Origin of the sequence: Qingrenia yutianensis, assembly GCF_014385105.1 — a bacterium.
In the GTDB taxonomy this organism is placed as follows: Bacteria; Bacillota; Clostridia; order UMGS1810; family UMGS1810; genus Qingrenia; species Qingrenia yutianensis.
Window position 1 is genome coordinate 1 of sequence record NZ_JACRTE010000006.1, and the last position, 21,666, is coordinate 21,666.

The following is a 21,666-nucleotide window of genomic DNA, read 5'->3' on the forward strand; positions in this document are numbered from 1 at the left end:
CGGATGGCAAAAGAAATCCTTAACTTGAGATCGCATTTTCTTTGGTAAAACTTCCGTTGTATTCTTCTGCACCAGCTTTAAATCCCCGGGCCACCCATTTTTTTCTTTATCTCTAAAATACAATTCAGTAAGAATTCCTTCATTATTATGAATGCTATTAAAATAGTCCCACACATGATAGGTCATTAGTTTATCGCAAAACAGACCAATTAGCAGATAATTTTCACGTTTTAAATGAAATTTTCGAATAACATTAGATATTCCTTGAATTGCACAACTTGTTCCCGTAACAATTATCTTCTCTTCTCTATGTGCAAGCATATATCGCACAACGTCCTCTTGAGAAACTGATATGTACCTAGATTTCTCACTTCCTGTTACTTGTTCAGGTTCTTTGCATATTTCAGTCTTGACCGTTGTTTCAAAATTATTCGACTTTACAACAAAGGCAGCTACATATCCATAAACACTTTTTTCTCTGAGTAATGTGGAAATTATACTTGAAATAACTCCACCAGATGTTGCTTTTTTTAACAATGCCTCATTAGTGGTATGACATATCTCTGTGGCTTTATAATCGCCTATACAATATGTTTTCACCTCATTTGATTTTAGAGATACCGCTTCATCTATGCCTGATTTACCCGGGCAAACATCAACACAAAGACCACATTGAATGCAATTTTCTTCATGTATTCTTGGTGTCGGTATTCCTTTTTTCATTTCCAATGAAATTGCCGATTTAGGGCAAACGCCAGTACAAATTCCACATGAACAGCATTGTCCACTATTAACAACTTGCTGTATACTTTTACTCATTTTTTCTTCCTCAATCGCCTTTCCAATTCATCAAAGCAATTTTCCTTCTGCACTTTATTCAAGTTCTGCCTGATTGTTTCTTCTTCCACTTTATGATTTTTATCCATTCTTTCAAGTGTTTCAATTATTACGATGTTGCTTACGTCCCCAACATCAAGAACATATTTACTTTGTCCCATAAGACCTAATAACTCTTGATATTTAACTGCCCACCCCAGTGCAACACAAGGGATACACTCCTTATAGGAATGTACAATAGAGTGATATCTTGCAGCAACTATATAGTCAAAATTTTTTACCAGTGATTCAAAAGCAAAACAAGAAAGCACCTCATTCAATATAACAACTCTATGCTCATTGTTAAACTCTTTCTTAATCTCGTTACAAATATTCAAATCATCGGTAGCATGACATAATAGATATACATTCTTCTTTTTTTCTAGTATCGTGTTCACAATAACTATATATTTCGACAATATGCGGTCGTGACCATACTGTTCATATAGACGTCTATTTACAACGAGACCAACGCTTTCATTTTTAATCTTGATATTACTATCTTGGAAAAAATCTTTAGCCGCTTCGAAAATCCGAGAATTTTGTAAGACAAGATCCGATGATATCTGCACATTAGCTTTTGGTGCAATTTTTTTCAAATCTTCCGCACTTTTTTTCTCTCTAGCGAAACAAACTAATGGGTATTTTAAATACTTCCTTATCAAAAGCCGAATAATATATTTAATTTTTCCGTCATAACTAAAGGGACCAAACGATTGTGGCATAAGAGCTGCTTCTGTTTTAGTCCATTTACACAGTGCTATTTTAAAAAGGTAGCGCAGCGTCGGATAATTTCCCAACTTTGAACACAGTTCATATCCGCTGATATCCAGCATCAGATCTGCTCGTTTGTATTCTTCCAACATTGCTATGAGCTTTTTCATTTTGCCGCCAGATTGCATTTTCTTAACACTGCTATTAGCTAATCGATTCAAATCTTCCAATGACCTTATTTCGAAAAAACCTTCTGCTAACTGCACACTGCAAACGCACCCATCAAATCGAGTAAAGCACTCATTCGCAGTCACATATAGCATTGCTTCAGCGCCTTTATTTACAAAATTACCGCCTGAAATAATCACTCGTTTCATCTTTATACCACGCGCATTGAGTAATGCGTACTCCTTTCTATTCAAAATTAGAGCAGCTTAATCCAGTCATCACATACCTTTTGAATTGACATATTAACGCGCACCTTCTTGGCTTCAGTGGATAGCTCTTTACATTCTTCTGGATTGCTCAGAAGCTTCTCTATTGCTGCTGCCATATGTTTCTCATCACCTACGGGAACCAAAATTCCATTTTTACCATCTTTGATTACTGCTTTCGCTCCTCCGATAGGGCAGTCTGTCGCAATTGTCGGAACTCCCATTGCCATTGCCTCCAGCATCGTATTAGACATACCCTCAAAATCAGAAGAAGAAACATACAACGCTGCACGATTCATAACTGCATAAATATTGTTAGAAAAGCCTTTTAGAGAAACTCTCTCCCGTAATTTATGATTATCAATATACAATTGAAGTTCTTCAGCAAACACACCATCTCTATATGTTTTATCTCCGTAAATATGCAGCACATATTCTGGGAACTTATTTTCAATCAATTCCCAAGCCTTAATTAACATCAAAAAATTTTTCTGCGGAACAATACGGCCAACAGCTAAAACAAGTTTTTCTCGATCACCTAAATCACAAGGATCCGGTAGTTTTTCAGAACTGATTGGATTTGCAATTATGATACCTTTTTCTTGTACACTCTTTGGAAAATAATTCTTTGCATCACTGGTTTGAAACACACAGCAATCTGCATATCTAAATGCAGTATTACGGATTTTTTTCATGAATTTTTTTCTTGGAATTATGTTTGGATCATTACGTTCTGACACAATATTTCTATTATGCAATCCAACAGATGCCAGAACACAATAGGCACTTACATCAGGAAAAAAAGAAATCACCGTACTATTCTCATGGTGTTTAAAATACTCTCTGAACTGAAGATATTTATCAAATATTTTCAGCGCCTTGTTTTTTTTCTTAGATGCAATTTTATCTACTGCAATACCTTCTGCTAGAGGATAGCTCTGCGCAGGTCGTGAACCTGTGACAAGAACTCTAACGCAAATTCCGCGTTCAGCCATTTCATTTGCAATATTTAAAAAAACTCTCTCTGCTCCTCCTCCTCCAAGCGTACCGGTAGCAATAATAACTTCTTTCATATTCTTTCCACTCTCATCTCTCCGATTTTTTTCTATACACATTTAAAAACTCCTCTGAAAGTTTATCCCATGTAAACCCATTTGAAATTGTTTCTTCCGCACTCTTTTGGATTAATTTTTTCTTTTCTTCCGTAACATTCAAAATTGTATTTGCCCACTGTAGAGCATCTTTTTTTTCAAAAACAAATCCATTTTCTTCATGCTCAATTAATGTGCTGGAACCGCCATTTCGAGTTGTTAGTACAATATTTCCGTAGTACATTGCCTCTAAAAGAACCATTCCAAAAATCTCATACTCCGTTGGTAACAAGAAAAAGTCTGCTTGTTTGTATATACAAGAAAGATATTTCTGCTCCATCTTTTCCTGACAAACCACCTTATCTCGAACGCCAGCGTTTTCCATATACAGAAAGACTTTCTTTATATACTCTGGATCTCCTGTTCCAATCATGTACAGCCGTGCGTTCACATTTTTCTCAAGAACTTTCTGGAAGACATCAATTATAAAAGGAATGTCCCTACGATCTTCAAATCGCCCAATGTAAAGCAGCTTCATACTACTATGGTCATCGGTCATTGCCTGATACAGCGGTTCTGAACATTTTTTTCTGTCATTTGACAGCATCTGAGCATCAATACCAACGCCTATCGTTTTTACGTTTTGTGAAGATATCCCTTTACTTATCAGAAATTCCTTTGCCATTTTACTTTTAACAATAAAGGAGGTTTTCTGCTTGATATATCGCTTAAGAAAAATCGCATCGAATGCTTTACACATCAAGTTGTAATGTTTATTGAATGGACTAAAGTAAGGGCCATGATAAATCACAGTTTTTTCAGGATACTTTTTTGCCAAAATCCACGCTTGCATCTGATTGTATTCGCACGGTTGAAGGACATCATACTGATTAAACAAATCTTCACAATTTTTATATACCGTATTTTTTAGCATTGTCATTCCATGTCTATAAAAGACATGAATGCTCCCGACATCATCTACCGGTATCGTTATTGTTTCTTCTTTCTTATCTGTCCAAAAAACGATATCACAAATGTGTCCTTTTCGTACTAGCGCCTTTGCCAAACCAACTTCTTGAATATTATATGTATTGTTCTTAACCGCCATATAAGACGGATAGTTTCGAATAATCAGTATCTTCATCTCTGCATCCTTCACAAGAAATCACTTTGCCTTAGTCACGCTGGAAAATATCTCTAGTGTAAACCTTATCCTTCACATCATCCAAGCACTTGTCATAGCGGTTCGCTATGATGGCCTGGCTCTGTTTTTTGAACTCCTCTAAATCATTAACAACACGGCTGCCAAAGAACGTATCCCCATTTTTCAGCGTCGGCTCATAGATGATCACAGTTGCACCCTTAGCCTTGATGCGCTTCATGACACCCTGAATGGAGCTCTGGCGGAAGTTATCACTGTTGCTCTTCATGGTCAGTCGGTATACACCAACAACAACTTCTTTTTCCTTGCTCTCATCCCAGCTGTCGTTTGCTTCATAAGCACCAGCAATTTCAAGCACACGGTCGGCGATGAAATCTTTACGGGTTCTATTGCTCTCGACGATAGCTTCAATCAGGTTTTCCGGTACATCGGCGTAGTTCGCCAGCAGCTGCTTGGTGTCTTTCGGCAGGCAGTATCCACCGTAGCCAAAGGACGGATTGTTATAATGAGTACCAATACGAGGATCCAGGCAAACACCGTTGATGATCTGCTGAGTGTTCAGCCCCTTCATCTCAGCATAGGTATCCAGTTCGTTGAAGTAGCTGACACGCAGTGCCAGATAGGTGTTGGCGAACAGCTTAACTGCCTCTGCCTCAGTAAAGCCCATAACCAGAGTGTCAATGTTCTCTTTAATTGCGCCTTCCTGCAGGAGTTCTGCAAAAGTGTGTGCCGCCTTTACCAGACGAGCATTATCCACATCAGTACCAACAATGATACGGGAAGGATAAAGGTTGTCGTACAATGCCTTGCTCTCTCGCAGGAACTCCGGGCTGAAGATGATATTGTCGCAGTGGAACTTCTCACGAACACTTGCAGTATACCCAACCGGGATGGTGCTCTTGATAACCATGATAGCTTCCGGGTTATACTCAATGACCAGTTTAATGACAGCTTCCACTGCAGAGGTGTCAAAGAAATTCTTCTTGCTATCGTAATTTGTCGGTGCTGCGATGACTACAAAGTCAGCATCAGAGTATGCTTCCTTGGCATCCAGAGTTGCGGTCAAATCCAGTTCTTTCTCTGCCAGATACTTTTCAATGTATTCGTCCTGAATCGGTGACTTCTTGTTATTAATCAGTTCCACTTTCTCAGGGATGATATCCACAGCAGTCACCTTGTGGTGCTGAGATAACAGCGTAGCAATGGAAAGACCCACGTAACCAGTACCAGCCACAGCAATCTTCAAATCCTTAAGTTCTCTCATGATATTTATCTCCTTTATTTGTAATCAGCAAAGTGCCAATATGAAACTTTCCTTACTTATAAAACTCAGCGTACCACTCAGCGAACTTTCTTAATCCAGTCTGCAGACTTGTGCTCGGCTTGTACCCGAAGTCACGCTCCAGTGCGCTGGTATCTGCATAGGTCACAGGCACATCACCAGGCTGCATCGGAACCAGTTCCTTGTGTGCCTCAAAGTCGTAATCTTCCGGCAGAACTTTTGCTCTCACTAACTCCTCACTCAGAATCTGCACGAAGTCCAGCAGATTCTCCGGGTTCTGATTGCCGATGTTGTAAACTGCATACGGCGGAATCGGCAGACCGTCCTCGCCATTCTTTTTGTCCGGCGCCTTCTTCATCACACGGACAACACCCTCGACAATATCGTCCACATAGGTAAAGTCACGCTTGCAGTTGCCATAGTTGAAGATATTTATGGTTCCGCCCTTCACCAGCTTGTTGGTAAATCCGAAGTAAGCCATGTCAGGACGGCCTGCAGGACCATACACTGTGAAGAAGCGCAGACCAGTAGAAGGAATGTTGTAGAGCTTGGAGTAGGCGTGTGCCATCAACTCATTAGATTTCTTGGTTGCTGCATAAAGAGAAACAGGATTATCCACCTTATCATCTGTGCTGTACGGAACCTTCTTGTTGGAACCGTAGACGGAGGAAGAAGAAGCATACACCAGATGCTCTAGACTCTCACTATGACGGCAGGCTTCGAGGATATTAAAGAAGCCGACCAAGTTAGATTCCACATAAGCATCTGGGTTTGTAATGGAGTAACGCACACCAGCCTGTGCTGCAAGGTTGACGACCACAGATGGCTTGTACTTCTCGAACAGTTTAGTGATCAGTTCCTTATCAGCGATGTTGCCTTTGACAAAAGTAAATGTGGGATACTTGGCCAGCTCGTTCAGACGGAACTCTTTCAGTGCTACATCATAGTAGGCATTCATATTGTCGATGCCGATAACCGTAGCGGAAGGCGCTTCCTGATAGATTCGCTTCACAAGGTTGGATCCTATAAAGCCCGCCGCGCCTGTGACTAAAATTGTTTTTTTATCTAAAGTTACTGTGCTCATATTTTTACTCCTCAATTTCTTATCTTCACAAATCTATTCGGATACAGGAAGAACTCCAACCACTTCGTTTTCTTCATAATCCAAGCTGCAATGATTGGACCCACAAAGCTAATTCCTAGTCCCAGCACCACATGAATCACAGAACTTCCGATACCCAACTTCAGTAAGACTGATCTCATTGGTGCCGCAAACAACGTATGCATCAGAAAAATCGGCATTGTGTATTTTGCAAGAAAATCCATGCCTCTACCGAACTTTTCCTCAAAACCCACCACCATCATGATAACAGCCACACAAGCCAATAATCCCATTACGAAAGAGACTGCACTACTGCTGATTTCCGCCGTATATACCATAATGCTCAGAATTATAAACAGCACTCCGCATATCATTCCTTGTACTTTTCTGCCCTTCAATTGCACGTTAAATACACAAATGCTCATGCCGAGTACAAACCAGATTTCGTTTGAGAGAACTGTCGATACTGCGTAAACGCTGTACCCCCCCGTCAAAATTAGACTTTTTGCAGCCAGTGCAACTACTAATCCAACTGCAGCTGCTTTCACACTGTTAAAAGTCGGCGTAACAAGAAAGATGAAGAACAATGCGTACAAATACCAGTACGGTGCTGTTGGATGAAGGAACAATGTTTCTCCTAGACCGCCGATTTGGTCGTTGACACTGCTTGAGAACACTTTTTTCAGTACCCATGTAGCAGTCGTAAAAGTCGCATATGGTACGCCGAGTGCCAGCACTTTTTTCGCTACATTTCTATACCAACTGCCTACACTGTTTACCTTGCTGTACTTCTGATACAGATATCCACTACAAATAAAGAACAGCGGCACGTGGAAGTAATAAATCGTTGTGTTGAACCACTCATATAAATCATTTTCGGACAGAATATTCGCCTTCGTCATGCTTTGGAAGAAATGACCTAGCACAACCAATATACAGGCAATGACTTTTACATCATCGACCCATTTTTCTCTTGTTCTTACCGCTGCCTTTTCATTCATTTAACTCACCCTCATTTACTTCTCCCTACAATGAACGGGAACCATCTATTTATGACATATGCAGGTAGTATCAAAATCACTGACAGAACAAGTGACAATCCCAAGCAAAATACTGATGATGCTACTACGTTGTTCAAAACAGTTGCATAATAAAGATGCCATGAACCTTTTTAATAGCGTCTGGATAGCGCTATACACTTTTCCGTGCAGAGCAAAATAAATCAAAGTATTTTGTCCTACATAGTTGATATATCTGTTAGTACTTACAACTTTTGCTATCGACACTAATTCAATAATTCCCACAACCGACAAGAGATACCGATACAGGATACCTGCTATCATCGGCAGTTCAATTTTTCCAAAAAACGGAATAAAAACTAAGAGCAAATATACTATTAGAACTGCTATTCTCGTCCTTTGTGTATTGCACTTATCAAACTCAGTTTCCATATTACGTCGAAACATATAACCAGTAACCATGTAAAACATAGCCTGAAACATATACTCCAAGTGCCAAGGAAGCGCTGTACTATTCCATGGAAACGTATTTGCTGGAACTAGTCGTGTATACAGGATACTAGCAAGCGAAAGGAGCCATGCAATTATGATTAGTATTACGCATTTGCTCCTGTAACCCCCGCTTACTTTATCAACTTCATCTTCATACCATTGAATAAAAAAATAAAATGGCACAAACGCTACAAATAACGCCGCTACAAACCAGATCAAATCGCCTTGTCCTCTGATTTGAAGAAAATTTCGCATCAGTTCTTCAAGCAAACTCTCATGTGCATTAAACGAAATCATCTGCGAAAGCACAATGTCAAAAACACTAAAAACCAGCCACGGTATAAATAACCGCCTAAACTTTTTAAACATAAATTCTTTGAAACTACCTTTTGGCTTATATACATACCCAGCCGTAAAGAAGAAAGCCGTCAAGAAAAAAGGTGTATAAAAAGCTCTCCAAACTTCTGTTCTTGTTTCAAGATGGGAAAGCATCACCATTATGATGCAGACATACTTAACTATGTCCACCCATTCAATTCTTTTCTTCTTTCCCATTTGTCCTCTCCTTTTACTTTTACTTCGTCTTCATCTGCTGTGCAATATCAGCATCCACGATTTCCTCGCCGGTTTTATGCTCCAGCTGCTCTTTACTTGCCTCACTCAGACCGTTGTTGATCACACAGTTCATATCGCAAGTGCTGCACTTATCCAGATCTTCTCTGGTGACCTTACCATCACGGTAGTCACGGCAAATCTTCAACTCATACATGCTGTACGGATGCTTGGTGAAAAGAGCCTTGAACTTATGAACCAGAACCCAGGTAGCCGGCTTCCAGATGTACTTATGCATCGCCGGAGAAACACTACCGATCATCCAGCAATCACGGTCACAGCAACGAACCTTTGCACGAACCTTCTCAGCCTCCGGGCTATTCCACAGTTCATCCCAAGTCTGGTTGTTCAGGTTGCCCATGACCTCTTTATCCTTGGTGCCATTACAAGGCATAACATCACCATACGGGTCGATGAAGAAGGTATCGAAGCTCATATCGCAAGGCAGCAGACGCTTCTGGCCGTAGATGTAATTGATCAGACCGTGGTTAAAGTAAGCCCGGAACCATTTCTTCGGGCTGTTGCTGCGGAGCAGTTCATTGACCAGATTCTCGAAGTTCTTTGCAACCATCGGACGATCATGGATGATATTCTTAGCCTCAACGAAGTAGAAGCTATTGTGCAGAGAAGCAGTTGCGAACTCCATGCCCATTTCATCGGAGATTTTATACAGCGGAACCAGGTCAGGAGCATTCTTATCCTGAACAGTCATGCCAAAGCCGACATCCTTCATACCCATCTCACGCAGTTTCTTCAGCGTGCCATAACCACGCTGGTAGCCATTCTGCAGACCACGGATCTCGTTGTTGGTCTGCTCCAGACCTTCAATAGAGATACGAATACCGATCTGCGGGAACTCCTTGCACAGGTCAACGATACGGTCGGTGAAGAAACCATTAGTCGAAATAACGATACGGTCGGACTTCTTGTACAGTTCACGCACGATATCCTTCAGATCGGTGCGGATAAACGGCTCACCGCCGGTGATGTTTGTGAAGTACATTTTCGGCAGCTTCTTAATGGTTTCGATGCTGATTTCCTCTTCCGGCTTGGAAGGCGCTTTATAGCGATTGCACATAGAGCAACGCGCATTGCAACGATAAGTAACGATGACCGTACCATTTAACTTCTTTTCTTCAGACATGATTAACTCTCCTATTGTTTACTCTCTCTTTTAAGAATGTTTCGATTTTATTTAAGAACCACTTGGCACATACCGAGAACACAACCGAACCGCAGATGACTGCAACAGCTGTGAAAATATATGCCAGCAGACCAATTTTTCAAATAGATGAACAAGGTGTAGCTTCTCAAGCACACGATAAATTACCATGTGGCACAGGTAAATCTCGAAGCTGATACCACCGAGGAACTTGGCAACTGGATTGACCAGACCCCCCGCTTGCATCCGAGGGTATAGACCAGTGCTGCCACACAAAAGAACAGCATCGTAAGTGTATTGTCACCTAAAGCAAAATAAGCAACTGTGGCAATCAGCAGAATTGCCGCGGCAACAATCTTGTACTTCGATGCAAACTCGGCCAGCTCTTTCCGATAGCGGAAGATCAGACCGCCTGCGATAAAATAAATTGCATCGTAGACGATATTAGTCCTCCCTGCTTTGAAGTAATTAGTGCATAACCAGTTAAACACCAGTGCTACAACAGCTACTCCCCATGCTCTCTTCTTATTTCCAATCAGGAAGCAGAAGAACGGGAACAGCATGTAGAACACAAAAATGACTGCCAGTGTCCAACTCACACCAATAACCGAAATCTTCGCATTTGGCAGAAGTCCCTGACATAAAGTCAAGTTTGCGAAAACCTCAAACAAGGATTCCTTGCTTGGTGAAATCACAAAGTCTAACGCACAAAGCAGTGCAAAGTACGGCCAGATCTTGATGTACCGTTTCTTGTAGAAATCCTCTACACTGATCTTCTGGTCAACAATTTTCTGGTAATAGCCACAGCACATACCAAAACCGCTGACCATCATAAAAAGGAAAACGAGGTTCGTGAAAGATGGTATTAGCCGTTCAAACACAAATCCTACTATTCCATATTCTCCGTTTGCGAGGACGTGCATCAGTGCAATGCCAATGATGGCATATGCCTTCAAACCGTCAATTCCCTCATATCGATCCGCTTTTGTAGCCACAAATTCTCTCCTCACATACCAGTCTTACTGATACACTTTCATAATTTTCTCATAATACTCATCAATGGTATCGAAGCTGATGTCCTTACAGTTCGCACTGTACTCCGCACACAGCTTCTTATCAGCCCAGAGCTTCTCGATCTTCTTCTTCAGATCTTCGGCATTACCGCTTTCAAACAGCTCGCCGGTCTTGCCAACCTGAATCAGCTCCGGGATGCCACCAATGTCTGCTCCCAGTACCGGTGTGCCGTACATCTGGGATTCCATAACGGAGAACGGGCAGTTCTCGTACCACTCAGACGGATAGATGGAGAACCGTGCCTCACGGATGAGCTTTCCCAGTGCCTCGCCTTTCTGGAAGCCAACGTTCTTGATGTTCTTAATACCATTTACTGTCTCTTCCAGCGGGCCAGTACCGGCGAAGATGAACTGCACGTCTGGCAGTTCCTTACAGACTTTAATGAGTGTGCCGATGCCCTTTTCCTCAGAGAAGCGGCCAAAGTAGAGGACATAGTCTTTTTTCTCTGTTTTCTTCCACTCCACCTTGTCGATGAAGTTGTGCATCGCCACGGTCTTCGTCGCAAACACCGGGTTGCTGTCCATCTTGGTCTTCATGAACTCAGAGCAGCAGATCATGGTGTCAATGTACTTATAGGTACCCTTCCACTTCCAGAACTCGGCTTCCATCATGCCAATGGCAGATTTTGCCGTGGAACCGTGGATGCACTTGCCTTTCATGCAGTTCACGAAATGGCCGCCGAGGCATTTCTCACAGTTCTGGTGGGTGTTCGGATTGTTCAGCATGTGGTTCGGGCAGACCAGCTGGTAGTCATGCGCCGTGAAGATGATCTTACAATCCCTTCCGGTCTCCTTACGCCACTTCACGATTTCCAGAATGATGGAAGGTGTTAGCTGGTAGTTAAAATTGTTCAGGTGACAAACATCCGGCTTGAAGTCATCTAGTACTAGTCTTAATTTTTCTCTTGCTTCCTTGCTGTAAATGGTCTTGATCGGGTAAGTCAGCTTGCTCAGTTTGCTGCCGCCGTGGAAATCCATATCAGATGTATAAGCATTGACCCGGTTACCCACGCAGCGGCCTTCGTGTTCCATACCGAAGTACTGAACCTCGTGTCCATGCTGCTCCAGTGCCTCACCCAATTTGAATATATACGTCTCACTTCCGCCGTTTCGGTGCAGAAATTTGTTAACCATTAAAATCTTCACGTTGTCCTACCTTTCGTACAATTCCAACGTTTTATCAACCACATCGTCCCAGTTATATTTACAGCAAATATAATCACTTGCACCGTTTTTATATTTTTTCACTGTATCGGGAGTGTCACAAAGCGACTGAAGCGTATTTTTCAAGGCATCTGCATTTCCCTGTTCAAAAACAACCGCCTTATCCTGCACAACCTCGGTGCACTCGGGAATACTCGAAACCACACAGCAATTCCCGTAGCTCATAGCCTCAAGCAGACTTATCGGCATACCCTCAAGATCACTCGGCAAAACGTAAATATACGCGTTGCTGTAAAGCTCTTCAAGTGTTTTCCCCTGAATAAATCCCGTAAAAATAATTCTGTCATCATCAACGGCCTCACGCTCGATTTCATTCATAAAATCCGTCGTATCACTCGAACCGCCCGCAATCACAAGTTTTTTATCGGTTTTGATGCTTTTAAATGCCTTTATCAAATATAAAATTCCTTTTTCAGGAACAATCCGCCCCAAAAACAGAATGTAGTTATCTTTTTCAAGTCCCCAGTTTTGCTTGATAATATCAGCGTCCTGCATTGGCATTTTATCAATTCCGTTGGGGATAAACCGTGTGTCGCGGTTATATGTATCCTTAAAATATTGTTGAACATTTTTTGAAAGGACAATAATTTCATCGGCGCATTTTGCGGCGACTTTTTCGCCGAACTGCAAATATTTTGTCGCAAAACCGCCCCATTTTGCCCTTTGCCAGTCAAGACCGTGGATTGTTGCGACAACGCGTTTGCCGAACATTTTAGGTATCCACATCATAGCGCAGGGTCCCTCGGCGTGAAAATGAACAACGTCGTACTTTCCGAATGCCGCACAAACTGCTGCACAAAACGACGATGTCATTGCAGCAAGACCTTTAACATTCAGTGTAAACACTTTTTTAAGCTTGACACCGTTGTAGTCTTTCACGTCAACCGTTCCGAACTCTTTGCCGGAAACGTGCGCACCGCTTCGGTTGTAAACTGTAACGTCGTGACCCTTTTCGTGCATTCGCGACGACAGCTCACCGACGACAATTTCAACTCCGCCTTCGCGCGACGGTATTCTTTTGTGTCCTAACATTGCTATTTTCATTATCTGTCACCATACATCTTTTCGTAATAATCCTGATATTCTCCGCTGATGATGTTCTTCCACCATTCCTGATTTTCAAGATACCAGTTCACAGTTTTAACAATCCCGTCGTCAAATTTTGTTTCGGGAAGCCAGCCGAGTTCGTTGTGAATTTTTGTCGGGTCAATCGCATAGCGCAAATCGTGCCCTTTCCTGTCCGCCACATATGTGATAAGGTTTTCGGGTTTACCCAAAAGTTCAAGTATTTTCTTAACAATATAGATATTTGTCTTTTCGTTATGCCCGCCGATATTGTAAACCTCGCCTACTCTGCCTTTGTGTATTATAAGGTCAATCGCCTTGCAGTGATCCTCAACATAAAGCCAATCGCGGACGTTGAGTCCTTCGCCGTACACCGGGAGAGGCTTGTCCGCAAGCGCGTTTGCAATCATAAGCGGAATAAGCTTTTCCGGAAAATGGTACGGACCGTAATTGTTTGAACAGCGCGAAATTGTCACAGGCAAACCGTAGGTTCTGTTATACGCCTGCACAAGCAGGTCTGCCGATGCCTTTGATGACGAATACGGACTCGAAGTGTGTATCGGCGTTTCTTCGGTAAAGAACAAATCGGGTCTGTCAAGCGGTAAATCACCATATACCTCATCGGTCGAAACCTGGTGATAACGCTCAATTCCGTATTTTCTGCACGCGTCCATAAGCGTTGCAGTACCCATTATATTTGTTTCAAGAAAAACTCCCGGATTTTCTATTGAACGGTCAACGTGCGATTCTGCCGCAAAGTTAACCACAATATCGGGTTTCTCCTCTTCAAACAACTTGTAAACCGCCTCGCGGTCGCAAATATCATCTTTCACAAATCTGAAATTCGGGTTATCCATCACTGATTTTAATGTCGAAAGATTTCCCGCATACGTAAGCTTATCAAGACATATAATTCTGTATTCGGGGTATTTTGCAAGCATATGAAAAACAAAATTGCTTCCGATAAATCCGGCTCCGCCGGTAACGATAACTGTTTTTTTCATCTTATAATCTAAATAAAAAATTTCCTGTATATAAAACTTCTGATTTATTTCACAATCCTGTATATTTCACTCAAATCGTCCATATCGCTATTTTTCGACATTGAATATTCTTTAAGACGTTTATTCACCAAATGCATTTCCGTAAACGGTATCGTAACTAAACGATAAATCCACATTATCGGCAGCAGCCAACTGTGCGAAATCAATATCGGATATTTTTGTTTCATATACGTCAACGGTTCAAAGAAATAACTCAAAAACTTTTTTCTCCAATATTTATTTTCAAATCGCTCACTATCCGTCTGACCGAACGATGCCATATTTATTTTTTGACTTACTGTACCGAAGCTTCCGCCTCTGAAAACAAACAATTCAAGCTTATTCAAAACTTTATCGTTAACTTTCTTATCAAGAAACCACTTGTCAAGCAAATTGATTATGTATCCTTCTATCTCGAGAAGATTCGCTTCTTCAAGGTATATCCGAACTTTATTTCGGTCAATCATATTTTTGCTCTGCATAATCCATATGTCACAGAAAAGCCGCAAACCTGCACCGCCCGAACACAAGTGTTTGGCAAGGTGTGCTATCAAATGCACATACAGAAAACTTATATCAAACTGGTATGTATAATTTGTTCCGTCTTTAAGTTTCGCATAATTCCAAGCCTTTGACAAAAGAGCCTGAGAACGGTCATCATCACCTACAAGCTTTCTGTGCAGTTCAAAATGAAAAAATGTACTTTTTGTAAATTCATAATGTACACCGTGATTTTCATATATATAATTAAACTTATACCCCATATTTTCAACAACAGCACGCGCCGATTCCAATTTATTTCTGCGCACAAGCACATCAATATCACCGCTTTTGCGGTAATTGGGCATAGGATAAAAATACTTCACGACACTGCCTTTAAGCGGAATATAATCTATTCCCGCATCTTCAAACGCCTTGCCTATTTTTTCAAGCTCCATTGTCTGCAAGGTATCAATTTTTATAGACATCAGATAAGAATAATAAAATTTCTGAAAAACGTCTTTCGGGACATCAATCTTTAAATCTTTAAGCCCGACATAAAGCATATTTTCAACGCCGTGACTTCTGCCGAATTCATACAGTTTTTCAAAATCAACATCATTCGGCAAGTCCGGGACATCGCCTTTTAGGACATATCTTAATAATTTAATTGTGTAATCGTAAATTTTCTCCACCTATTACACCCCTCGTTTCAGCAAGAACCCTCACCTTTAAGCACTGCGGGGATAGTTGCAAAAATCATTTTAATATCCACCCACGCGCCTCTTTCGTCTATGTATTTATTGTCAAGTTTCATCCACTCGTCAAAATCAATATTGCTCCGTCCGCAGCACTGCCAATAGCAGGTAAGACCGGGTTTAACCGCCAATCTTCGCATTGCAAAATCGTCATACTGCATAACCTCGTGACCCAGAGGCGGTCTTGGCCCGACAACGCTCATTGAACCTTCAAGAATATTTATAAGCTGCGGAAGTTCATCTATGCTTGTTTTCCTTATAAACCGTCCGACTTTTGTAATTCTCGGGTCATTTTCCATTTTAAATGCAGGACCGTTCATCTCGTTTTGCTTGAGAAGCTTCTTTTTCATACGCTCTGCACCGTCACACATTGAGCGAAATTTGTGCATCCTGAAAAACTTACCGTTTTTCCCTACTCTTATCTGTGAATAAAACACAGGTCCTCCGTCCTCAAGCTTGATTGCTATTGCGGTAAATAAAAACAGCCACGACAAAAGCACAAGCGCCGCAGACGAACTTACTATATCAAATGCCCTTTTGAAAAATTCATATACCGGTTTCGGCGGAATTGTTTTATCAAGTTCTCTTATCCGCTCGGCCGTTTGATGTAAACTTACACTGTCAAGTTTTGAAATGTTATTTTCATTTTCAGCAGAACGCATTCCTTTCACAACAAAATCTCCCTTATGTAAATTTTACAGGAAAACTTCCTGTACGGCAAAGCAATATGTAAACATTTTCAATATGCACAAATATAGTAATATGATAACATATTGCGTTTTAATTTTCAATAGTTTTCTAAAAATTTTGTGTAACTTTTTTCGCCTTTGTTAAGGCAAAAAATCAAAGTTTCACACTTTTTGTATTTTATATGAATTATAAAATATACCAAAAATTAAAACAATCGCTCAAATTTCGGCTTTTTTAGGCATATTTTGTAAACAAACACGAAATTGCATTCACAACAGCACGCAGTCAATAAAATTTTTTGCCGAAATTATATTTTTTTTGCAATTTTCACAAAAATATCGCAGAAATATCCTTATAAATATTCTTATATAAAAAGCTCACGGAAAAATTCCCGTGAGCTTTCAGTTTCTTATTTCCAGTTAAATGTTGCAAGACCGTATATGTATAAAAGAATGATTACAACGGGAATTACGTATGTAAACCACAATCTCATCCAGTCTTTTACCTTAAGTCCTTTTCCTTCATTAGCTTCAGCCTTAAATTTCTCCCAGCCCCAGCCGTAACGTCTGTTACAGCAGAAAATTGCAACTACGAGCGAACCGAGCGGCAAAAGATTTGTGCTTACAATGAAATCCCACAAATCGAGCCAAGCACTGCCCTCCGCAAACGGAACAAATCCCGAAAATGCGCTGTAACCAAGCGCGGTTGTCAAAGCGAGAACAAAAGTCCCTGCTCCGCAAATAAGGCAAGCTTTCGGTCTTTTCCATCCGGTCAGCTCACGCACGCATGCGAGAATGTTTTCGCAAACCGCAAGCACCGTCGAGAGCGCCGCAAACACCATAAACAAGAAGAACAGCGCACCCCACCAGCGTCCGCCGGACATATTATTAAATACCGACGCCATTGTGTCAAAAAGGAGGCTCGGCCCTGCGTTAACTTCAACATTAAACGTGAAACACGCAGGGAAAATGATGAGTCCAGAAACTACCGCAACAAAGGTGTCAAGAAATACAACGTTGAGTGATTCGCCGAGAAGCGAACGGTCTTTTCCTATGTAACTTCCGAAAATCGCCATTGAACCGATACCGAGGCTCAACGTGAAGAACGCCTGGTTCATTGCACCCACGATAACACTGCCGTTTATCGCCGAAAGATTGGGAACAAGATAAAATTTAAGTCCTTCTTTTGCTCCCGACAAAGTTCCGCTGTGAACTGCAAGAACAATCATAAGAACAAAAAGAACAATCATCATATATTTTGTTACGCGCTCGAGTCCGCCCTGCAAATTAAAGCAGAGTATGCCGAAGCCCACAACCACAACAACAGCAAGATATTTAACGTTTATAACCGGGTCGGTAATCATTTTTACAAAACCGATTTCTGAATTTGTACCGCCCAAAAATTTAACAAAGTAATAAACCAGCCAGCCGCAAACAACTGTATAAAACGCCATAAGGCTGATATTGCCTATGAGCGACAAATAACCCTGAATGTGCCATTTTGTGCCGGGTCTTTCGAGCTTTCTGTACATTCCTACAGGACTTGCCTGCGAGGCACGTCCGAGCGAAAATTCCATCGTCATTACCGGAATACCCAAAACAATAAGGCATAAAAGATAAATCAGCACAAACGCGCCTCCGCCGTATTGTCCGCACATCCACGGAAATTTCCATACGTTTCCGCAGCCTATGGCGCATCCTGCCGACAGCAGAATGAACCCAAGCCTTGACCCAAGTTTCTCTCTTTCCATAACAACAAACTCCTTATATATTTTTACGGAATGTATTTCTAGGCATCAGAGTATCTTCCATATAAATACACCCATACCATATATCGTATCATAAACCGCATTCAAGGTCAATATATTTATTTTTTAGTTGCGTTTTACTCGTCAAACATCAAAAATTTATATGCGGGAACCTCCAGCACATATGCAATATCGAAAAGCGTGTCGAGCGAAACGGCTTTGCATATGTTCGGCGCTTCGATGTGACCTATAAATACCGGCGTTTTTTCTATTTTCTCCGCAAGCTGTTCCTGTGTCAGACCGCGCAGTTTTCTGTAATATGAAATTTTCAGTCCTAACTGCAGATATTCCGAAGTGTAAATTGGTTTCATTATATTATCCCCTCCACATAATATAATTTTATCAAATTGGAGTGAATATTCACAACGTACCACTAAACATATTATTATATTTTACAGTTTATTTATTGTGTTTTTTGGTGCTGATTTCCCCCGAAACGCCGCACTCAAAAACACAGCATTTTCCGCAAATCGGCAAAAAAATATAAAAAAATAAAGCCGGATTTCGCCGTTTTTAAAATGCACATATTTTAGTTTTTGTTTTCTTAAAAAAACCCCTTTATATAGGAAAATTTTCGACTTCATAACCCGCGTGTTACGAGCCGGATTTTTTCTCAAAAAAGCCGTTTTTCACAAACCCACTCCAATTTAGGTACCGTTTTTGAACAAAATTATAAATTTATTTTTGAAAAACACGCATTTTTTTGAAAACGTCTTGCGGAAAAATGTCCCAAACGCAATAAAAAGGCAAAATTTTACAAAATATTGTGTTTTTCCTTGACATTTCAAAGTCGGTTGAGTTATAATTTGACCGTTGGGAAATTTTGACATTAGAAAAAGTGTTGGAAGAAGCAATGAACAAAAATGAAAAAAGTAACAGAAAACGGATAACACGGTTAAAAATTTAATATTAAAAGAATTGAGGGAATGGTGTGAGCAAAAAGGTTTATAAGGTTATTACCGCTGTCAAGTCAACCGAAGATTTTAAAAATGTGACAGTATACGGTGTCACCCTTGTGATAAACGGTTGTGAAACAGGAAAAATCGCAGACATTTCATCAGAACGTGAATTTGTTGAACATATTGTAAATAAGCTTAATTCTCACGATGTCAGCGAAGTACATTTTTATGACGTCGTAGAAGATTTTACAGCACGGCAGTTACCGATGTAATTTTGTCCGACAGCCGGCTATGGCTGCGAATTCAAAAACGGTCTTTGATTGTTATATCAAAGACCGTTTTTGTTTAGTTTATTAACACATAAATCCGCTTGTGTCAAATTTTTCGTCATAAACTATATAAGGCTTGTTGCCGTCGAATTTAATTTTCAGCACGACATATGATGATTTAAAATAATTTTCTCCCTTTCCGCCCCATCTGTCGCCAAAATACAAAAATTCTGTATCTTTTCCGTTTATCAACGGCAGAACAAATGCCGGCTGACTTCTGAATGTCGTTTCGTCACCGAAATTTTCAAGACTGCTCCACTCACCGACGATATTATCGGCATATGCCCATTTTCCTTGATTCGGTGCCCAACCCGTGCAAGCTGAAGAAAGCATATAATACTTTTCTCCTTTTTTAAACACCGCCGGCGCTTCCCTATACTCTCCTATCCAGAGTTTTGCCGCACATTTCTCTATCCCGGTATAGCTGTCATTGAGCAAATATATATGTAAATCTGCATTATCGCGGGCAGTTGAAATAAAATATGCCCTTTCACCGTCTTTAAAAAGCGTACAGTCACGCGACATCTCCCCGAGCGGATTAAAACTTCCGCAATATACAAATTCACCGTCAGGAGTGTCACAGAGTGCAACCGCACACCGAGCGCACAAATAATCGGTGCCGTTTTCATAATGAGCCCACATAACGAATTTTTTTGTTTTCTCGTTATATAACACCTTCGGGCGTTCAATATTAACTTTTTTCTTTACACCGTTTTCTGTGTTAAATAAGCTTATATCTGCATTAAAATCAAGCAGATTTTCACACGGACTATTCGTTGTAAGCACATTTTTCCGAAATTCCCAATCCTTTAAATTTTTTGAGCGGTAGCACGATACATATATATTATCTTTACGGTTTTCGCCGTACCAATAATAATATTCACCGTGCTTTAAAATATGTCCGCCGTGCGCGTGTATTTCGCTGCCGTTTATATCTTTCCAAATTGTCCCGTTTATCATGTTTATTCCTCTCCGAAATATTTTTTCTCCATCAGAAGTTTGTCAATCGCCGCAATCTGCGTTTTCATAAGGCTCGGCGAATAAATTCCTTTTTTTTCGGCAATTTTGCCGTCCTCCATTGCTTTTGCGATAAAATCGTTTGCACTGTATAAATCGTCAAGCGACTCACGGACGTTAAATCTTCCCGGACTTGTCGGCGCGGGAGGCCAGCGCGAGTCGGACACCCAAGCGGACGCAAGAGCTTTCATAGCGTTGTTCAGGTTTATGTCAAGCGAGTTTAAATCTTGGTTTAATTTTTCCGCAACAGCCTTTATGCCGTTAAACACCGCAATGCAAACGGGGTCCATAATGCGCGAATATTCAGTGTTTGCCCACGCTTTCGCCGTTCCGCCGTGCCACGCAACGCCGTTTTCAATATTGTCAACATACGGATTTTCAATCGTATTGTCAAGAACTTCGCTCGGGAGCGCAAATTCATATCCTGCATTTTTTGCCGCGTCAAGAATTTCTTTAAAACGCTCAACCGATTTCGGTTCTTCCTCAAAAAATCTTGCCTGATTAAACTGTTTAACGTAAAAATATGCACTGGAACCGATATATTCCGCGTCTTCGGCATACGGCATAATAAACGAGCCGGTGCGTGCAATTCTCTCTTTCCAGTTTTCAAACATAGTCTTGATTTCGTCCATATTTATCGGCTCATCGCGAAGTCCCTCGGTCGCGCCCATAAGATACCACAAAAGAAGATTTGCCATACAGTCGGAACGGAAAATCATTTTAAGTCCGTTCGGTGCAACAGACGCGTTTGTGATAAATTTTAAAAATTCGTTTTTGTCTTTTATGTATTCTTCAATTTTGAAAAGATGATTTTTATTTGAATGACCTGCAACGTCGTATTCAAGCCCTGTTGCCTTGCGTATTTCGTCAAACGAAAGCATAAGCGAGTCTGCGTCCATAATGAGCGCTTTCAATCCTGCCTCTTTGTATACATCGGGAATGTATCCTGTCCAGCCACATTCGGGATTCCAGCCGATTTCGGGACGTTTGCCCGTGTGCTTTTCCCAAACCTCCATAGAATATTTCAAAGAGTCGAGGCACACTTCTTTCGGAATATTTGCAAGCATAAAATGTATATACGGCGAGCAGACAGGCTCAACCTTGCCCGTTTTGACAAGTTTTCTTAATTTCGCAAGCACATCGGGTGCTTTTTTCGCCATTTCGTCAATGGTTATACCGCTCGCCTCAAAACCGATTTTGTAATCTCCGTCTAAAATTAAATCAAACAGTTTTTCGTAGCAGTTTCGCATAACCCACTCGCGCTTTTCGGGCGCAAGCTGGGAATACTGAATGTTTGCGTGCGGTAAAAATATCACTTTTGGTTTGTTCATTTTT

20 protein-coding genes are annotated in these 21,666 nt (G+C 41.0%); 1 reads left to right on the top strand and 19 read right to left on the bottom strand.

What is annotated here, in order from left to right; translation table 11 throughout:
- The 17 genes from H8706_RS06350 to H8706_RS06430 form a co-directional block, all read right to left on the bottom strand.
- On the bottom strand, nucleotides 1-819 hold an 819-nt coding region (locus tag H8706_RS06350), incomplete at its 3' end, for a 4Fe-4S binding protein (RefSeq protein ID WP_262431950.1).
- Nucleotides 816-1,967 carry a polysaccharide pyruvyl transferase family protein gene (locus H8706_RS06355; protein ID WP_262431951.1) on the bottom strand — a complete coding sequence of 384 codons (1,152 nt, stop codon included), beginning with the start codon at nucleotides 1,965-1,967 and terminating at the stop codon, nucleotides 816-818. The genes H8706_RS06355 and H8706_RS06350, both read right to left, overlap by 4 nt.
- 47 nt (nucleotides 1,968-2,014) lie before the next feature.
- On the bottom strand, nucleotides 2,015-3,097 hold the full coding sequence (locus H8706_RS06360; RefSeq protein ID WP_262431952.1) for a glycosyltransferase: 1,083 nt from the start codon (nucleotides 3,095-3,097) through the stop codon (nucleotides 2,015-2,017).
- Nucleotides 3,098-3,110: 13 nt separating this feature from the next.
- Nucleotides 3,111-4,259 carry a glycosyltransferase family 4 protein gene (locus tag H8706_RS06365; RefSeq protein ID WP_262431953.1) on the bottom strand — a complete coding sequence of 383 codons (1,149 nt, stop codon included), beginning with the start codon at nucleotides 4,257-4,259 and terminating at the stop codon, nucleotides 3,111-3,113.
- 31 nt (nucleotides 4,260-4,290) lie between these two features.
- Nucleotides 4,291-5,523: a nucleotide sugar dehydrogenase gene (locus H8706_RS06370; protein WP_262432073.1), complete on the bottom strand. Its 1,233-nt coding sequence runs from the start codon at nucleotides 5,521-5,523 to the stop codon at nucleotides 4,291-4,293.
- A gap of 70 nt (nucleotides 5,524-5,593) precedes the next feature.
- Entirely contained in the window at nucleotides 5,594-6,643 is a 1,050-nt protein-coding gene (locus tag H8706_RS06375; RefSeq protein WP_262431954.1) for an NAD-dependent epimerase/dehydratase family protein, read from the bottom strand.
- A gap of 11 nt (nucleotides 6,644-6,654) precedes the next feature.
- Nucleotides 6,655-7,662 carry an acyltransferase family protein gene (locus H8706_RS06380; protein ID WP_262431955.1) on the bottom strand — a complete coding sequence of 336 codons (1,008 nt, stop codon included), beginning with the start codon at nucleotides 7,660-7,662 and terminating at the stop codon, nucleotides 6,655-6,657.
- Nucleotides 7,663-7,707: 45 nt separating this feature from the next.
- Nucleotides 7,708-8,727 (bottom strand): acyltransferase, encoded by a 1,020-nt coding sequence (locus H8706_RS06385; protein ID WP_262431956.1) that lies wholly within the window; start codon nucleotides 8,725-8,727, stop codon nucleotides 7,708-7,710.
- A 19-nt stretch (nucleotides 8,728-8,746) separates the two neighbouring features.
- Complete coding sequence (locus H8706_RS06390; RefSeq protein ID WP_262431957.1) at nucleotides 8,747-9,928, bottom strand: radical SAM protein; 1,182 nt, start codon at nucleotides 9,926-9,928, stop codon at nucleotides 8,747-8,749.
- A 182-nt stretch (nucleotides 9,929-10,110) separates the two neighbouring features.
- Entirely contained in the window at nucleotides 10,111-10,941 is an 831-nt protein-coding gene (locus H8706_RS06395; RefSeq protein ID WP_262431958.1) for an acyltransferase family protein, read from the bottom strand.
- Between the two features lie 24 nt (nucleotides 10,942-10,965).
- Nucleotides 10,966-12,153, bottom strand: coding sequence for a glycosyltransferase family 4 protein (locus H8706_RS06400; RefSeq protein ID WP_394354538.1), 1,188 nt, complete (start codon nucleotides 12,151-12,153; stop codon nucleotides 10,966-10,968).
- An 18-nt stretch (nucleotides 12,154-12,171) separates the two neighbouring features.
- The gene (locus H8706_RS06405) at nucleotides 12,172-13,287 is read right to left on the bottom strand and encodes a glycosyltransferase family 4 protein (protein WP_262431960.1); all 1,116 of its coding nucleotides are present in this window, start codon (nucleotides 13,285-13,287) and stop codon (nucleotides 12,172-12,174) included.
- Nucleotides 13,287-14,312, bottom strand: a complete 1,026-nt coding sequence (gene rfbB / locus H8706_RS06410; protein ID WP_262431961.1) for a dTDP-glucose 4,6-dehydratase — start codon at nucleotides 14,310-14,312, stop codon at nucleotides 13,287-13,289. Before rfbB ends, H8706_RS06405 begins: the two co-directional genes overlap by 1 nt.
- Nucleotides 14,313-14,356: 44 nt before the next feature.
- A complete protein-coding gene (locus tag H8706_RS06415) occupies nucleotides 14,357-15,526 on the bottom strand; it encodes a nucleotidyltransferase domain-containing protein (protein ID WP_262431962.1) in 1,170 nt (389 codons plus the stop codon).
- A gap of 17 nt (nucleotides 15,527-15,543) precedes the next feature.
- Nucleotides 15,544-16,251 (bottom strand): sugar transferase, encoded by a 708-nt coding sequence (locus tag H8706_RS06420; protein ID WP_262432074.1) that lies wholly within the window; start codon nucleotides 16,249-16,251, stop codon nucleotides 15,544-15,546.
- A 437-nt stretch (nucleotides 16,252-16,688) separates the two neighbouring features.
- Nucleotides 16,689-18,029, bottom strand: coding sequence for a sodium-dependent transporter (locus H8706_RS06425; protein WP_262431963.1), 1,341 nt, complete (start codon nucleotides 18,027-18,029; stop codon nucleotides 16,689-16,691).
- A gap of 134 nt (nucleotides 18,030-18,163) precedes the next feature.
- Nucleotides 18,164-18,397: a helix-turn-helix domain-containing protein gene (locus tag H8706_RS06430; protein ID WP_262431964.1), complete on the bottom strand. Its 234-nt coding sequence runs from the start codon at nucleotides 18,395-18,397 to the stop codon at nucleotides 18,164-18,166.
- A gap of 620 nt (nucleotides 18,398-19,017) precedes the next feature.
- Between H8706_RS06430 and H8706_RS06435 the strand changes: the two genes are divergently transcribed.
- A complete protein-coding gene (locus tag H8706_RS06435; RefSeq protein ID WP_262431965.1) occupies nucleotides 19,018-19,257 on the top strand; it encodes a DUF6514 family protein in 240 nt (79 codons plus the stop codon).
- An 81-nt stretch (nucleotides 19,258-19,338) separates the two neighbouring features.
- On the opposite strand, the gene H8706_RS06440 is transcribed toward H8706_RS06435, so the two are convergent.
- Both H8706_RS06440 and H8706_RS06445 read right to left on the bottom strand, forming a co-directional pair.
- Entirely contained in the window at nucleotides 19,339-20,274 is a 936-nt protein-coding gene (locus tag H8706_RS06440; RefSeq protein ID WP_262431966.1) for a family 43 glycosylhydrolase, read from the bottom strand.
- A gap of 2 nt (nucleotides 20,275-20,276) precedes the next feature.
- Nucleotides 20,277-21,662 (bottom strand): glycoside hydrolase family 38 N-terminal domain-containing protein, encoded by a 1,386-nt coding sequence (locus H8706_RS06445; RefSeq protein ID WP_262431967.1) that lies wholly within the window; start codon nucleotides 21,660-21,662, stop codon nucleotides 20,277-20,279.
- Nucleotides 21,663-21,666: the final 4 nt, after the last annotated feature.